Below are 14204 nucleotides of genomic sequence, written 5' to 3'. Positions count from 1 at the left end.
GGAACCTCCCTAGGTTCGCCGCTCGCCATCACGAGAGGCTTTCCATGACGACCGCTCCCACTGCATCCGCGTCCCGACGCGGCGTGATCGCCCTGCTGGCGATCTGCCTGTCCGCCCTGATGTTCGGCCTGGAGATTTCCAGCATCCCGGCGATCCTGCCGACGCTCAGGGACCCGGCGGTTCTGGGCGCGGACTTCGCCGAGCTGCAGTGGATCATGAACGCCTACACCATCGCCGTGACGGTGGTGCTGATGGGGACGGGGACCCTGGCCGACCGTTTCGGGCGCAAGCGGGTCTTCATGGCCAGCGTCGTCGCCTTCGGCCTGGCGTCCCTGATGTGCGGCCTGGCCCCGAACACGCCGGTCCTGATCGCGGCCCGCGCCCTTCAGGGCCTGGGCGGCGGAGCCATGCTGGTCTGCGGGATCGCGGTCCTGTCCAACCAGTTCCGCAGTGCGAGCGAGCGAAGCAGGGCCTTCGCCTGGTGGGGGGTCGTCGCCGGCGTCGGCCTGGGATTCGGCCCGCTGATCGGCGGCGGGATCGTCTCGGTCTGGGGCTGGGAATGGGTGTTCCTGATCCACGGCGTCCTGGCGGTGGCCGTGATCGTACTGGCGGCGCTCGCCATCGAGGAATCCCGCGATCCGGACGCGGCGCGTCTGGACCTGGCCGGCATGGCGACCCTTTCCCTGACGGTGTTCTGCCTCGCCTGGTACATCACCCAGGGTCCGGCGCTCGGCTTCGCCAACCCGGTGGCGCTCGCCGTGCTGGGCGTCTGCGTGGCCAGCGCGGTCGCCTTCGTGCTGGTCGAACGGGCGACCCGGCGGCCGATGATCGATTTCTCGATCTTCCGCATCCGCGCCTTCTCGGGCGCGATCCTGGGGTCGGCGGCGATGAACGTCAGCTACTGGCCCTTCATGATCTACCTGCCGATCTGGTTCAGCGCCGGCCTGCACCTGGACAGCGTCGCCGCCGGGATCGGGCTGCTGGCCTATACGCTGCCGACGCTGGTCATGCCGCCGATCGCGGAACGCCTGTCCCTGCGCCTTCAGCCACGCGTCGTCATTCCGGCCGGACTGTTCACCATCGGGCTCGGCTTCTTCCTGATGCGGCTGGGGAGCGAGACGGCGGACGCCAGCGCCCTGACCATCCTGCCGGGCTGCGTCATCGCCGGCATGGGACTGGGACTGACGAACACGCCCGTCACCAATACCACGACGGGCGCCGCGCCGCCCGAGCGCGCCGGCATGGCGTCAGGCGTCGACATGAGCGCGCGCATGATCTCCCTGGCCGTGAACATCGCCTTGATGGGCTTCATCCTGTTGGAAGGCGTTCGCGCCTCCCTGGCCGCCGCCTCACCCGCGGGCGCCGACGCCGCCAGCCTGAAGGCGATCGCCGAACAGGTCGCCGCCGGAACCACGCCGCCGATCGAGGCAGGCGTGCCGGCGGCGGTCGTCCATCAGGCCCTGGCCGACGGCATGGGCGGGGTGCTGCTCTTCGGCGGCGTCAGCGTCTGGGTCTTCGCCCTGGCCAGCTGGCTCGCCTTCCGATCGGCGGCGGCCCCAGGCTCCCACCGTCCCTAGACCGGCGGCGGATTGACCGCCCGGAACCCGCCTTCGCCCCAGTACGGGTAGTGGGGATAGGCCGGCGTCACCGCGCTGGCGGCGTCCAGGCGTGCGACCTGTTCAGGCGTCAGCGTCCAGCCCACGGCGCCCAGGTTCTGGCGCAGCTGGTCTTCGTTGCGCGCGCCCAGGATCACGCTGGACACCGTCGGGCGACGCAGGAGCCAGTTGATGGCGATCTGGGGCACGGTCTTGCCGGTCTCGGCCGCGATCGCGTCCAGGGCGTCGACGATGCGGTACAGGCGCTCGTCGTCGACGGGAGGACCGAAGGCGGCGGTGTCGTGCAGGCGGCTGCCGGCGGGCAGGGGCTGTCCGCGGCGGATCTTGCCGGTCAGGCGGCCCCAGCCCAGCGGGCTCCAGACCATGGCGCCGACGCCCTGGTCCAGCCCCAGCGGCATCAGCTCCCATTCGTAGTCGCGGCCGACGAGGGAGTAGTAGGTCTGGTTGGCGACGTATCGCGGCCAGCCGTTGGCGTCGGCGAGCGCGAGCGACTTCATCAGTTGCCAGCCGGAGAAGTTCGAGGCTCCGACGTGCAGGACCTTGCCGGCCTTCACCAGGGCGTCCAGGGCGGCCAGCGTCTCCTCGATCGGGGTGTGGGCGTCGAAGGCGTGCAGTTGCAGCAGATCGATGCGGTCGGTCTGCAGGCGAGCCAGGGCGTCATCGACGGCGCGGAGCAGGCGCGCGCCGCCGGTCCCCTTGTCGGCGGGGTCGCCGCCGAACGGCAGGCCGACCTTGGTGGAGATCAGGGCGGCGTCGCGGCGGCCCTTCAGCGCCTCGCCGAGAATGCTTTCCGACGCGCCGTTGGAATAGACATCGGCGGTGTCGAACAGATTGACCCCGGCTTCCAGGCAGATGTCGATCAGACGCCGGGCGCCGGCGACATCGGTGTCGCCCCAGGCGCTGAACAGCGGCCCCTGACCCCCGAAGGTGCCGGCGCCGAAGCTGAGGACGGGGACTTCGAGCGTGGACGCTCCGAGACGGCGGGTTTCCATGGAGAACTCCTTCAGGCGGGAACGACGCGGGCGCGGCGTTCGATGGAAAGGCTGAGAACGGCCAGCCCCAGGGCGGCCAGAGGCACGGCGGCTGAGATCATCGGCACGGCGGCGATGCCGATGCTCGCGATCACCGCCCCGCCCAGCCAGGCGCCGAAGGCGTTGCCGAGGTTGAAGGCGGCGATATTCAGGCTGGACGCCAGCCCCTGACCCGCGCCGCCCGCCTGCTGCAGCACGCGCAACTGCAGCGGGGCGACGGTCGAGAAGGCGGCGGCGCCCAGGAAGAAGGTCGCGACGATGGCGCCGATCCGGTCATGGAAGGCCCAGCCGGAGACGAACATCACCAGGGTCAGGGCCGCCAGCGTGCCCAGAAGGGCGGGCGCCAGGCGCCTGTCGGCCAGCTTGCCGCCCAGCAGGTTGCCGCCGACCAGACCCGCGCCGAAGACCAGCAGGATCGGCGAGACGGCGGCCTCGGACCAGCCGGAGATCTCGGTCAGGATCGGCTGGATATAGGTGAAGATGGCGAACACCCCGCCGAAACCCAGCACCGTCATGGCCAGGCCGAGCAGGACCTGCGGGCGCTTCAGCACGGCGAACTCGTCGCGCAGGCGGCCCAGCGGCTCGGTGGTCTTCGTCGCGGGAACGAAGGCGGCGAGGACGGCCAGGGCCAGGACACCGATGCCGGTGACGGCCACGAAGGTCGAGCGCCAGCCGAACTGCAGGCCCAGCCAGGCGCCGAACGGCACGCCCAGCAGGGTGGCCAGCGTCAGGCCGGTGAACATGATGGCGATGGCCGAGGCCTTCTTTTCCGGTGCGACGAGCTGGGTCGCCACGACGGCGCCGACGCCGAAGAAGGTGCCATGGGCCAGGGCCGTCAGGATGCGCGCGGCCATCAGCAGCTCATAGGTCGGGGCCACGGCGCAGGCGAGATTGCCCAGGGTGAAGAGGACCATCAGCACCAGCAGGGTGGTCTTCTTCGGCAGGGTCCGCGTGGCGATGGTCAGCAGGGGCGCGCCGACGAAGACGCCCAGCGCATAGCCGGTCATCAGCAGGCCGGCGGCGGGGACGGAGACGCCCAGATCGCCCGAGACCTGCAGCAGCAGGCCCATGATGACGAACTCGGTGACGCCGATGCCGAAGGCGCCGACGGTCAGGGCGTAGAGGGCGAGCGGGGTGCGGGAGGGTGCGCTGGTCATGGAGCGCAGATGGCGGAGCGCTGGTTTCCGCACTAGATGTCATCAAAGACCTGCATCTGTGAGATCAAATCAACGATGGCCCGGCTCGACCTGAACCGCTCCGGCGAAATGGAGGTCTTCGTTCGCGTGGTGGCGTCCGGCGGCCTGTCGGCGGCGGCGCGGTCCCTGAAGATGACGCCTTCGGCGGTCAGCAAGCTGTTGTCGCGGCTGGAGACGCGGCTGGGCGCGCGGCTGATCAACCGCTCGACGCGCAGCCTGACCCTGACGCCCGAGGGGCAGGTGTTTCATGATCAGGCGGTCCGGGTGCTGGCCGATATCGACGAGGCCGAGCGGTCGGTGACGGTCTCGGCGACGCCGCGCGGGCGGGTGCGGGTCAATTCCAGCGTGCCGTTCGGCCTGCATTGCCTTATCCCGCTCACGCCCCTGTTCCGCGCCCGCTATCCGGAAGTGGCGCTGGATCTGGTGTTGACCGACCAGGTGGTGAACCTGATGGACGAGCGGGCGGACGTCGCCATCCGCGTCGGCCCCATGCCCGCGTCGCAGCTGATGGCGCGCAAGCTGATCGAGACCCGGATGGTGGTGGTGGCCAGCCCCGACTATTTGGCGCGGCGGGGGACGCCGGAAGCGCTGGACGATCTGGCGGCCCACGACTTGATCGGCTTCAACTTCACCCGCAGCCTGGACGGCTGGCCCTTCGTGACGGCGGACGGACAGCGCATCCTGCGGCCAGTCACGGGACCGACCACCGCCGGGGACGGAGAAAGCGCCCGGGCGCTGGCGCTGGCGGGCGCCGGTCTGGCGCGGCTGTCCCGGTTCCACATCGGTCCCGACATCACGGCGGGGCGGCTCGTCCCCGTGCTGGAGGCGTTCAATCCCGGCGACATCGAGGAGACGCGGGCCGTTTATGTCGGCCACGGCGGGCGACTGCCCTCGCGGGTGCGGGTTTTCCTCGACTTCCTGGCGGAAGAGGTCCGTTTCTAGACGTCGAGGTCCATGGTGACCGGGGCGTGGTCCGAGGGCTGCTCCCAGGCCCGGACATCGTCGTGGATGCGGGCGCTGCCCGGCTTCACCGCGGCGGTCAGCCCCGGCGAGGTCCACAGGTGGTCCAGCCGCAGGCCGCGGTTGGACTTGCGGAAGTCGGCCGCGCGGTAGCTCCACCAGCTGGCCAGCTTTTGCGGCTCCGGGATCTGGTCGCGCAGCACGTCGCAGAAGTCGCCGGCCTCCTGCAGGCGGCGCAGGGTCTCGACCTCGATCGGCGTGTGGCTGACCACCTTGGACATGTAGCGGTGGTTCCAGACGTCGTTCTCGCCTGGCGCGATGTTGAAGTCTCCGGCCAGGACCAGCGGGCGCTGCCGGTCTCGCGTCGCCATGTCGGCGGTCAGCCGCTCGTAGAAGTCCAGTTTGTGGTCGAACTTCGGGTTCACGGCCCGGTCGGGGATGTCTCCGCCCGCGGGAATGTAGAAATTCTGGATCTCGACGCCGTCGACCACGACGCCGACGCAGCGGGCGTGCCCCTCGCGGCAGACGTCCAGCCTGGGGGCCTCGGTGATCGGCTTGCGGCTGGCGATGGCCACGCCGTGCCAGCCCTTCTGGCCGCCGATTTTCAGGTGCGGCAGGCCCATGGCCTCGAAGGCGGCCCGGGGAAACTGGTCCTCCAGGCATTTGATCTCCTGCAGACACAGGACGTCGGTCCCGCTCTCGGCGACGAAGCGGGAGACCTGATCGGCGCGCAGGCGGACCGAATTTATGTTCCAGGTGGCGATACGAAGCATGGGCTCAGCGCAGTTCCGGCAGACGGCGGGCGACCGAGACGGACAGGCGTTGCAGGCGCTCGGAGAGGGACTTGGTCCGGCCCTTGACGGCGACATGCTCGGGCGCGCCCCAGCGCTTGCGTACGGCGTCGGCCAGGACCTTGTGGCGGTCGTACTGGTGCATGACGGGGCTGACGCTTCCATCCGGATTGGCGATCAGTCCGTCCGGGCGCAGCGCCGGTTGGTTGCGATCGCCGATGGTGGCCACGCGTCCGTAGTTCGGCCGCACGTCGGCTTCGATCAGTCCGAGGTGGACCGCCAGGTTGCAGGCGGCCTGGTCCGCGCCGAAGATTCCGCCGATCTCGGACCGGGGGATGGCGGCCAGCAGAAGGATGGCCTTGCACAGGCGGCTGGCCTCGACGGCGGGGCCGAAGACGGTGCCGACGCACAGGCAGGGCTTGTCCGCGATCCGGGCCGTGACGGCGGGACCGACCAGCGCCTTGAGGTATTTCTGGTCGAAGCTGTGATCGGCGAGGGTCGAGCCTTCGCTTTCGATGAAGACTTCCAGGCCGCGCGCGGGCTCCGCGAACGGATCGCCCTGGAACACCACGTCGCGGACGTCCGTCAGCAGGACCTCCTTCACCCACGGTCGCGCGGTCAGCCAGGCGTCATAGGCGGCGAAACGCTCCATCACGGGATGGGGCGACCATGATCCGGCGGGCAGGCGCTCGGCGGCGGTGACGCCGTATTCGGCGAACAGCGCGCGAATGTCGGGCCGGTCGTCGGCGGTCAGGACGATCTGGCCGTCGAAATGGGCCCGCAGCGACCGGACGAACGGCATCAGGTCAGCGGCGGCGTAGCCGGTCGCATAGCCCAGCACGGCGCGGGGATGGCCGTCCTCCGTCCGCGCGTGTTCGCCGGGCAGGGCGAGCTTGCTGCTGAGCCAGTCGAGGTAGCGGGACGATGCGGACATGCCTGTCCGTACAATGCCGGCGCCGCCCCGAACAGTCCTCGGCGGCGAGCGAAAAAAAGCGCCCGGTCGCAGTGGACCGGGCGCGGGGAAGTTCGTCTCTCTCGCCGCCGGGAAGGGGATGAAATCCGTAGCGGTTCAGATCGGCTCCCGCCGATCTGTTGCGAAAGTGCCACGCATGACGGAAAATGTCAAGCCGATTCCTGTCCCGGTTCCGGCGTGTCGATACGGCCACGCTTCCCGCGAAAGGCGAATGATCTAGTTTCGGCCCGGCCTGCGAGTGGGGTCGCGCAGCTGGAACAGGCTGGCGGCCAGGTTGGAGGCCGGCTCCAGCGTGGTGAGGCGCGTGGTGGTGCGCCCGCCCTGGGCGTCGATGATGGTCCATTCGCGCAGACGGAAAGGCTCTCCGGCGAACGACAGAATGATCTGGCCGTCGTTCGGGCGACGCGCGTCTCGCGCCGTGATGGCGAAGGCGCCCGACTGCATGCGGGTGACGCGGTCGATGCGGACCCCCTGGTCGAGGCGGACATTGCGCGCCAGGAAGGTCGAGAGCGGCGTCTGGCCCAGCGGCACCTGCTGGAAATTGTTCAGGCGCGGATCGTAGCGCTTCACGTTGTGGCCGTCCGAGACGACCAGCAGGCCGGCCGGGTTGGTGTACTCGAAGCGCATCTTGCCCGGGCGCTGCAGGTAGAAGCGGCCCTCGCGCGACTGGGGTCCCGACACCTCGGTGAACCCGCCCTGGGCCGAGGTCAGCCCCTGCAGATAGGTCTGGGCGCGTCGCAGGGTCGCCTGGTCCTCGGCGGACAGACCGGCCTGGGCGTGGGCGGGCAGGGCCGCGATGGCGGCGACGGCGGCGGATCCAAGCGCGAAGGCTCTACGCGAGACGGTCATCAGGTCTTCTCCCGTTCGGGATGGTTGTCGATCATGCCGTCTTGCAGGTCTTGTCTGTCAGGGGCGTGACCCAAGCCAGACCATATTTCGGCGCTGCGATGAAGCCCTGTTCAGCTTCATCCGATAGACAGCGGGAGGCGAAACGCTCCCGGCGACGGGTCGTTGCCCGAAATCGACGGGATCGCCAGGATGGCGGCATGAGCGCTGATCCCCATCTTCTGGCGACCTGGACCCGCGGCTGGGCCCTGACCCGCGGGGCGCCGGCGCCGGTCCTGGACGCCGGCGCGTGGCGCGTGGACGTCGGCCAGCCCGAGCAGATCGCACGCTACGTCTATGCGGAGGCTGTCGAGGCGGTCCGCGACCGGGCCATGCGAATCCGCGAGCCCCACATCTTCCTGAAGGTCTGCGCCGACGCCGAGACGGTTCGGCCGTTGCTGGACGCGCGATGGGTGGTGCAGCCGCCGGGCTTCGTGATGACCCTGGCCGGAAGCATGGGGCCCGCCGACGTGGCGCCGGACGGCTATCGGCTGGAGATCGAGTCGGGCCCGACCGTCTTCGTCCGCCTGGTCGCGCCGGACGGCGAGGAAGCGGCGCGGGGGCTGGCGGTGGTGGTCGACGGCCGCATCATCTTCGACCGGATCATCACGGCGCCGGAGCACCAGCGTCGGGGACTGGGCAGCCGGGTGATGCGGGCGCTGGAGGCGATCGGGCGTGAACGGGGCGGGCGCGACGGCGTGCTGGTGGCCACGGAGGCTGGTCGCGCCCTGTACGAGCGCCTCGGCTGGCGGCTGCATTCCCCGTACACGACCGCCGTCATCCCAGGCTGAGCCCGGTCAGCCCATCGGCGGCGGGCCGGCCAGGACATCGCGCTTGCCGGCATGGTTGGCGGGGCTGACGACGCCCTCCTGCTCCATGCGCTCGATCAGGGAGGCGGCGCGGTTGTAGCCGACCTGCAGGCGGCGCTGGACATAGCTGGTCGAGGCTTTGCGGTCGCGGGTCACCACCGCCACGGCGCGATCATAGAGGTCGTCGCCCGAGCCGCCGTTTCCGCCGCCGTCATCAAAGGCGTTGTCGCCGTCGCCGTCCGGATCGTCAGTGATCAGGTCCAGGTAGTCCGGCTCGGCCTGCGACTTCAGGTGATTGCAGACGGCTTCGACTTCCTTGTCGTCCACGAACGGGCCGTGCAGGCGGGTGATACGGCCGCCGCCGGCCATATAGAGCATGTCGCCCTGACCCAGCAGCTGCTCGCCGCCCTGCTCGCCCAGGATGGTGCGGCTGTCGATCTTGGACGTGACCTGGAAGGAAATCCGGGTCGGGAAGTTGGCCTTGATGGTGCCGGTGATGACGTCGACCGAGGGGCGCTGGGTCGCCATGATCAGGTGGATGCCGGCGGCGCGGGCCATCTGGGCCAGGCGCTGCACGGCGCCTTCCACGTCCTTGCCGGCGACCAGCATCAGGTCGGCCATCTCGTCCATGACCACGACCAGATAGGGCATGGGCTCGGGGCGGATCTTCTCGGATTCGTAGACCGGGCGGCCCTGTTCGTCGAAGCCGGTCTGGACGGTGCGTTCGAAATGCTCGCCCTTCTCGATCGCGGCGCGGGCGCGGTCGTTGTAGCTGGCGATGTTGCGCACGCCGAGCTTGGACATCCGGCGATAGCGGTCCTCCATCTCGCGCACGGTCCACTTCAGGGCGACCACGGCCTTCTTCGGATCGGTGACGACCGGGGCCAGCAGGTGCGGAATGCCGTCGTAGACCGACAGCTCCAGCATCTTGGGGTCGATCATGATGAAGCGGCACTGGGCTGGCGTCAGCTTGTACAGGATCGACAGGATCATGGCGTTGACCCCGACCGACTTGCCCGAGCCGGTGGTGCCCGCGATCAGCAGGTGGGGCATGCGCGCCAGGTCGGCGACATAGGGCTCCCCGCCGATGGTTTCGCCCAGCGCCAGCGGCAGCAGATGGGTCGGCTTGTCGTATTCGGTCGAGGCCAGCAGGTCGCGCAGATAGACGGTCTCGCGCTTGGCGTTGGGCAGCTCGATACCGATGGCGTTGCGGCCCTGAACCACAGAGATGCGGCAGGCGCGGGCCGACATGGAGCGGGCGATGTCGTCCGACAGGGCCACGACGCGGCCGTGCTTCACACCGGGAGCGGGGACCAGTTCGTACAGGGTGACGACCGGGCCGGGGCGGATCTGGTCGATCACGCCGCGGACGCCGAACTCCTGCAACACGCCTTCCAGCATCTTGGCGTTCTGTTTCAGCGCCTCCTCGTCGACCGAGGCGACGCGCTTGACCGGCTTGGACAGCATGCCCAGCGGCGGCAGGTCGAAGCCGTCGGAGGTCGAGGATTTGGCGAAGTCGAAGGCGCCTTGGCTGTCGTCGATCTCGCGGCGCGAAGCCTTGGGGGCCTTGGTGGCGGCGACCTTGGGCTCGGGCGCGCTGCGAGCGGGTGTCGGCGCGGGGAGCGGCTCTTCCCACGGCGGAGCGCCGTCGTCGGCGTCATCAAGGCTGACGGGGGCGTAGCTCGCTTCGGGCTCCAGGTCCGGCTCCGGAGCCGGGCGGGGACGCGGCGCGGGCTTGGGCGCGGCCTCGCGGCGGGCGCGGGCGGGACGGGGCGCGTCGGAGCCGCCGCGGCCGCGGGTCCAGGCGAAGGCCTCGCCCAGGTCGGCCAGCCTCAGGCCGATGGCGTAGCCGACGCCCCACAGGCCCAGCGGCAGGAAGAGGAGCGCCCCGATGATCGGCGCGGCGCCGATACGCAGGGCGTCGCAGGCCATCTTCAGCAGGCCGAAGACCGCATCCCCCCACAGACCCCCCAGACCGGCCGCCAGCGGCCAGGCCGCCGGATGGGTCAGGGCCGACAGGCCGGCGGACAGGGCCAGGACCCCGCCGGTGGCCGCCAGGGCCTTGAAGGGCGTCGGCTTCAGGCGCTGCTGGATGGCGTCGCCGATGGCGCCGGCGAGTCCAAACGCGATCAGCAGCAGGGCGCAGGGCCAGGCCGCCAGGCCCAGGGACTGCATGAACAGGTCGGCGAACAGGGCGCCGTTGGCCCCCAGCCAGTTGGTCGGCGCGGCGCTCGACGCCGCGTTCAGGCTGGGGTCGGCCGGATTCCACGAGATCAGGGCCACCACCAGCAGGGTCGCCAGCAGGGCCTGCAGCACGCCGCGGAAGCGCACCACGAAGGGCGCGTCCCACAGGATGCGGGCGCTGACCCAGGCGCGTTGACCGAGGGCGAGGGCGGCGGACATGCGAAGAGCGGACTCCGGACGAGGCTTCGGAGCCGCCTTTGTCGCGCGCAGAGGGTTAAGGGGCTGTTTACCAGAGGCGGTGAGGGGACGTGATTAGTGGCTGATGCGCGACCTTCGCGCACTGGACGCCGGCGCCCCGCAGAGCGACAACCGCTCCATGAGCACGCCTGATCGCTATGACGTCATCATCGCCGGCGCCGGCATGGCCGGGGCGACCTTCGGCCTCGCCGCCGCCCAGGGCGGCCTGAAGGTCGTGCTGGTCGATCCGCAGCCCTTCTCGGCCCAGCTGGCTCCGACCTTCGACGGGCGCTCGACGGCGATCGCCTTTTCCACCTTCCGCATGCTGGACGCCCTGGGCGTCGGCGCGGCCTTGCGCCCCCACGCCTGCCGCATGGACCGGATCCTGGTGACCGATGGACGCCGGCCGGGCGCGGCGAGCCGGAGCGCCTCATCGGCCTTCCTGCGCTTCGACGCCGACGAGATCGGTGATCGGACAGACGGCGAGCCGCTGGGCTATATGGTCGAGAACCGCCGCATCCGCTCGGCCCTGGCCGAAGCGATCACCGCCGCCGGGATCGAGGTCCGGGCCCCCGCCGCTGTCTCCTCGGTCGAGACCGGCCCGGCGCGGACACGGGTGACGTTGGCGGACGGCGTGGTGCTGGAGGCGTCGCTGGTCGTCGGGGCCGAGGGCCGCGCCTCGCCGGTGCGCAAGGCGGCGAAGATCGACACCGTCGGCTGGGGCTATGGCCAGAGCGGGGTGGTGGCGACCGTGTCCCTGGGCCGGGACCACGGCAATGTCGCCCATGAGTATTTCCTGCCTGCCGGGCCCTTCGCCATCCTGCCCCTGACGGAACAGCGCGCCAGCCTGGTGTGGACCGAGACGACGCGCCGGGCCGATGCGCTGAAGGCGGCGTCGGACGAGGCCTTCCACGCTCATCTGATGCGGCGCTTCGGCGACTATCTGGACGAAGTCTCTGTGGTGGGACCACGCTTCGTCTATCCGCTGTCCCTGCAGTTGGCCGAGCAGCTGACGGCCGCCCGCACCGCCCTGATCGGCGATGCCGCCCACGCGGTCCATCCGGTGGCCGGGCAAGGGCTGAACATGGGGCTGAAGGACGCCGCCGCCCTGGCCGAAGTGCTGATCGAGGCGATGCGCACGGGCGAGGACATCGGTTCGGAGATCGTGCTGGACCGCTACGCCCGCTGGCGGCGGTTCGACAACGCCGCCCTCGCCGCCGGCTTCGACGGCTTCGTCCGCCTGTTCTCCAACGACCTGCCGCCCGTGCGGCTGGCGCGCAATCTCGGCATCGCCGTGGTCAACCGCATCCCGGCGCTGCGCCGCGCCTTCATGCATGAGGCCGGCGGCGCGACGGGCGATCTGCCGCGGCTGCTGCGGGGTGAATTGGTGTGAGCCGCGCCCTGGCCCTCATCGGGATCGCGGCCTTCCTGGCCGGCTGCGCCACCGTCGCGCCCACGGGGCCGAACACGCGGGAGTTCTCGGCTCTCGTGCCCGATCATGTCGTTCGCCAGGTCGATTGCGTCTTTATCGCCGAGGAAGGGTCGGAGTGGACCTGCCGCTACCAGCGGTGGACGGCCGAAGGGCGTTGGGAGCCGCGCGAAGCCATTGTGGCCCGCGACGGGGGCCGCTGGGTCCTGATCGACGGCTGAAGCCTAGTCCAGCTGACGCGCCTCTTCCGGCAGCATGATCGGCACGCCGTCGCGGATAGGGAAGGCCAGCTTGGCGCCCGCCGACACCAGTTCCTGGGCCTCGCGGTCATAGGTCAGCTTGCCGCGCGTGACCGGGCAGACCAGCACCTCCAGCAGGCGCGGGTCGACGGTATTGGGAGTGTGGAAGGCGTCGGACATTCTGGAAGGGTATAGGGTCGGGGGCCGAGGGTCGAGGGTGGCAGGCGCGACTCAAAGCCCTCATCCCTCGACTCTCAGGCCTCGACCCTCGTCACTGCATCGACGGGATTTCGCCCTCGCCGTCGCCGGCGGCGCCGATGCGCATCAGGGCGGTCAGGACCTCGGCGCGAGCGTCGAGGTTGGCGGCTTCCAGCAGGGCCTGTTTCTCGGAAGGCTCGAAGGGCAGGGCCATGGCCAGGCTGTTGACCAGGGCCTCGGGCGGGGCGGTCTCGGCCGTGTCCCAGTCGATATCGAGGCCGCGGGTCTCCAGATAGGCCTTCAGCGCGTCCAGGAACCCCTCGCGGTCCAGTCCGCCCTCGCCGGCGGGCGGGGCGGTCAGGTCGCCCTCCCAGGCTTCGAAGGCCGCGCGCACCTGCCGGTAGGGCGCCTGGGTCGGTAGCTCGGTGATGATGCGATAACGCGCCACCCCGGTCAGGGTGATCAGATACCGGCCGTCCGAAGTCTCGTTGAAGCTGGTGATCCGTCCCGCGCAGCCGATGGGCGACAGGCTGGGCAGGGGTCCAAGCCCCCCGGTCGGCTGGATCATGCCGATAATGCGGTCCCCGGCCATGGCGTCGTCGACCATGTTCAGATAGCGCGGCTCGAAGATGTTCAGCGGCAGCTGGCCGCGCGGCAGCAGCAGCACCCCGGACAGCGGAAAGACGGGGATCACCTGCGGCAGGTCGGCGGCCCTGATATACCCTTGAGCCACCGCGACCTCCTCCTTAAGCGAACAGCAGCGAGGACAGACGGCGGCGGCCGTCGCGGGCCACTTCCGAGGTCGCGCCGGCGGCGTCGAACACCGTAAGCAGCTGTTTGCGGGCGGCCTGCTCGTTCCACTCGCGATCAGCGGCGACGATCTTCAGCAACTGGTCGACCGCGCCCTTGAAGTCGCCCGAGGCGGCCAGGGCCTGGGCCAGGTCGAAGCGGGTCTGGTGGTCGTTCGGATCGGCGGCCAGCTTCGCTTCCAGCTCGGCGGCGGCGCCGCTCGGAGCGGCTGAGGCCAGGGACAGCTGGGCGCGGACCGACTGGACCGTGGCGTCGCGCGAATCCTGCGGGGCCATGGCGATGGTCTGGCGCGCCTGATCGACATCGCCGTCGGCCAGATAGACCCGGGCCATGCCGGCGATGGCCTTCTCGTGGCCCGGCTCCAGCGTCAGCACATGGGCGAAGGCCTGGGCGGCGCCGCCCAGATCGTTGAGCGACAGCGACTCCTCGCCCAGCGACAGCAGTTGCTCGACATCGGAGTTGGCGCTCGTTCCGCCGGTCAGCTTGTCGATGAAGGCCTTGATCTGGCTCTCGGGCACCGCGCCCTGGAAGCCGTCGACCGGCTGGCCGTTGACGAAGGCGTAGACGGTGGGAATCGACTGCACCCGCAGCTGGCCCGCATAGGCGGGGTTCTTGTCGACGTCGATCTTGACCAGCTTCACCGCTCCGCCGGCGGCGCGCACGGATTTCTCCAGCAGCGGCGTCAGGGTGCGGCAGGGTCCGCACCAGGTGGCCCAGAAATCGACCAGCACGGGCTGCGTCTTGGAGGCCTCGATCACATCGGCCATGAAGCCGGCGTCGGAGCCTTCCTTGATCAGGTCCCCATTGGCGTTGGGCGGCAGGTCGGTCGGGTCGGCGAGGGTCATG

14 protein-coding genes are annotated in these 14204 nt (G+C 70.1%); 5 read left to right on the top strand and 9 right to left on the bottom strand.

Annotated elements, in window-relative coordinates; genetic code table 11:
• Positions 1-44 precede the first annotated feature (44 nt).
• Positions 45-1577: an MFS transporter gene (locus tag AC3WRV_RS01705; RefSeq protein ID WP_492311916.1), complete on the top strand. Its 1533-nt coding sequence runs from the start codon at positions 45-47 to the stop codon at positions 1575-1577.
• Here AC3WRV_RS01705 and AC3WRV_RS01700 read toward each other — a convergent pair.
• Both AC3WRV_RS01700 and AC3WRV_RS01695 read right to left on the bottom strand, forming a co-directional pair.
• The gene (locus tag AC3WRV_RS01700) at positions 1574-2608 is read right to left on the bottom strand and encodes an aldo/keto reductase (RefSeq protein WP_492311915.1); all 1035 of its coding nucleotides are present in this window, start codon (positions 2606-2608) and stop codon (positions 1574-1576) included. The genes AC3WRV_RS01705 and AC3WRV_RS01700 overlap by 4 nt on opposite strands.
• A gap of 11 nt (positions 2609-2619) precedes the next feature.
• Complete coding sequence (locus tag AC3WRV_RS01695; RefSeq protein ID WP_492311914.1) at positions 2620-3804, bottom strand: MFS transporter; 1185 nt, start codon at positions 3802-3804, stop codon at positions 2620-2622.
• Positions 3805-3879: 75 nt separating this feature from the next.
• Between AC3WRV_RS01695 and AC3WRV_RS01690 the strand changes: the two genes are divergently transcribed.
• Complete coding sequence (locus tag AC3WRV_RS01690) at positions 3880-4785, top strand: LysR family transcriptional regulator (protein ID WP_492311913.1); 906 nt, start codon at positions 3880-3882, stop codon at positions 4783-4785.
• Here the strand turns inward: AC3WRV_RS01690 and xth are convergent.
• From xth to AC3WRV_RS01675, 3 genes are all read right to left on the bottom strand, one after another.
• Positions 4782-5576 carry an exodeoxyribonuclease III gene (gene xth, locus AC3WRV_RS01685; RefSeq protein WP_492311912.1) on the bottom strand — a complete coding sequence of 265 codons (795 nt, stop codon included), beginning with the start codon at positions 5574-5576 and terminating at the stop codon, positions 4782-4784. The two genes, AC3WRV_RS01690 and xth, sit on opposite strands and share 4 nt — an antisense overlap.
• Positions 5577-5580: 4 nt before the next feature.
• Positions 5581-6528 (bottom strand): hypothetical protein, encoded by a 948-nt coding sequence (locus AC3WRV_RS01680; RefSeq protein WP_492311911.1) that lies wholly within the window; start codon positions 6526-6528, stop codon positions 5581-5583.
• A gap of 255 nt (positions 6529-6783) precedes the next feature.
• On the bottom strand, positions 6784-7416 hold the full coding sequence (locus AC3WRV_RS01675; protein ID WP_291840245.1) for a LolA family protein: 633 nt from the start codon (positions 7414-7416) through the stop codon (positions 6784-6786).
• Positions 7417-7613: 197 nt separating this feature from the next.
• On the opposite strand from AC3WRV_RS01675, the gene AC3WRV_RS01670 reads away from it, so the two are divergent.
• Entirely contained in the window at positions 7614-8243 is a 630-nt protein-coding gene (locus AC3WRV_RS01670; protein WP_291840242.1) for a GNAT family N-acetyltransferase, read from the top strand.
• Between the two features lie 6 nt (positions 8244-8249).
• Here the strand turns inward: AC3WRV_RS01670 and AC3WRV_RS01665 are convergent, their stop codons facing one another.
• The gene (locus AC3WRV_RS01665; RefSeq protein ID WP_492311910.1) at positions 8250-10664 is read right to left on the bottom strand and encodes an FtsK/SpoIIIE family DNA translocase; all 2415 of its coding nucleotides are present in this window, start codon (positions 10662-10664) and stop codon (positions 8250-8252) included.
• A 157-nt stretch (positions 10665-10821) separates the two neighbouring features.
• On the opposite strand from AC3WRV_RS01665, the gene AC3WRV_RS01660 reads away from it, so the two are divergent.
• Both AC3WRV_RS01660 and AC3WRV_RS01655 read left to right on the top strand, forming a co-directional pair.
• On the top strand, positions 10822-12075 hold the full coding sequence (locus tag AC3WRV_RS01660) for a UbiH/UbiF/VisC/COQ6 family ubiquinone biosynthesis hydroxylase (protein WP_492312709.1): 1254 nt from the start codon (positions 10822-10824) through the stop codon (positions 12073-12075).
• Entirely contained in the window at positions 12072-12332 is a 261-nt protein-coding gene (locus AC3WRV_RS01655) for a hypothetical protein (RefSeq protein WP_492311909.1), read from the top strand. Before AC3WRV_RS01660 ends, AC3WRV_RS01655 begins: the two co-directional genes overlap by 4 nt.
• Positions 12333-12335: 3 nt before the next feature.
• Here the strand turns inward: AC3WRV_RS01655 and AC3WRV_RS01650 are convergent, their stop codons facing one another.
• The 3 genes from AC3WRV_RS01650 to trxA form a co-directional block, all read right to left on the bottom strand.
• Positions 12336-12530, bottom strand: a complete 195-nt coding sequence (locus tag AC3WRV_RS01650; RefSeq protein WP_492311908.1) for a Trm112 family protein — start codon at positions 12528-12530, stop codon at positions 12336-12338.
• 91 nt (positions 12531-12621) lie between these two features.
• On the bottom strand, positions 12622-13281 hold the full coding sequence (locus tag AC3WRV_RS01645; protein ID WP_492311907.1) for an LON peptidase substrate-binding domain-containing protein: 660 nt from the start codon (positions 13279-13281) through the stop codon (positions 12622-12624).
• Between the two features lie 13 nt (positions 13282-13294).
• Positions 13295-14203, bottom strand: coding sequence for a thioredoxin (trxA, locus tag AC3WRV_RS01640; protein WP_492311906.1), 909 nt, complete (start codon positions 14201-14203; stop codon positions 13295-13297).
• Position 14204 lies beyond the last annotated feature (1 nt).

Source organism: Brevundimonas sp. EU05-FHT14B11 (assembly GCF_058790835.1).
Note: the sequence above shows the minus strand (reverse complement) of the source record. Positions and strands in the feature narration are given on the sequence as shown.

Coding starts and splice junctions, on each gene's coding strand:
- AC3WRV_RS01670 (WP_291840242.1), top strand. CDS start 7,614: ATGAGCGCTGATCCCCATCTTCTGGCGACCTGGACCCGCGGCTGGGCC.
- AC3WRV_RS01660 (WP_492312709.1), top strand. CDS start 10,822: ATGAGCACGCCTGATCGCTATGACGTCATCATCGCCGGCGCCGGCATG.
- AC3WRV_RS01700 (WP_492311915.1), bottom strand. CDS start 2,608: ATGGAAACCCGCCGTCTCGGAGCGTCCACGCTCGAAGTCCCCGTCCTC.
- trxA (WP_492311906.1), bottom strand. CDS start 14,203: ATGACCCTCGCCGACCCGACCGACCTGCCGCCCAACGCCAATGGGGAC.
- xth (WP_492311912.1), bottom strand. CDS start 5,576: ATGCTTCGTATCGCCACCTGGAACATAAATTCGGTCCGCCTGCGCGCC.
- AC3WRV_RS01675 (WP_291840245.1), bottom strand. CDS start 7,416: ATGACCGTCTCGCGTAGAGCCTTCGCGCTTGGATCCGCCGCCGTCGCC.
- AC3WRV_RS01690 (WP_492311913.1), top strand. CDS start 3,880: ATGGCCCGGCTCGACCTGAACCGCTCCGGCGAAATGGAGGTCTTCGTT.
- AC3WRV_RS01650 (WP_492311908.1), bottom strand. CDS start 12,530: ATGTCCGACGCCTTCCACACTCCCAATACCGTCGACCCGCGCCTGCTG.
- AC3WRV_RS01665 (WP_492311910.1), bottom strand. CDS start 10,664: ATGTCCGCCGCCCTCGCCCTCGGTCAACGCGCCTGGGTCAGCGCCCGC.
- AC3WRV_RS01705 (WP_492311916.1), top strand. CDS start 45: ATGACGACCGCTCCCACTGCATCCGCGTCCCGACGCGGCGTGATCGCC.
- AC3WRV_RS01695 (WP_492311914.1), bottom strand. CDS start 3,804: ATGACCAGCGCACCCTCCCGCACCCCGCTCGCCCTCTACGCCCTGACC.
- AC3WRV_RS01680 (WP_492311911.1), bottom strand. CDS start 6,528: ATGTCCGCATCGTCCCGCTACCTCGACTGGCTCAGCAGCAAGCTCGCC.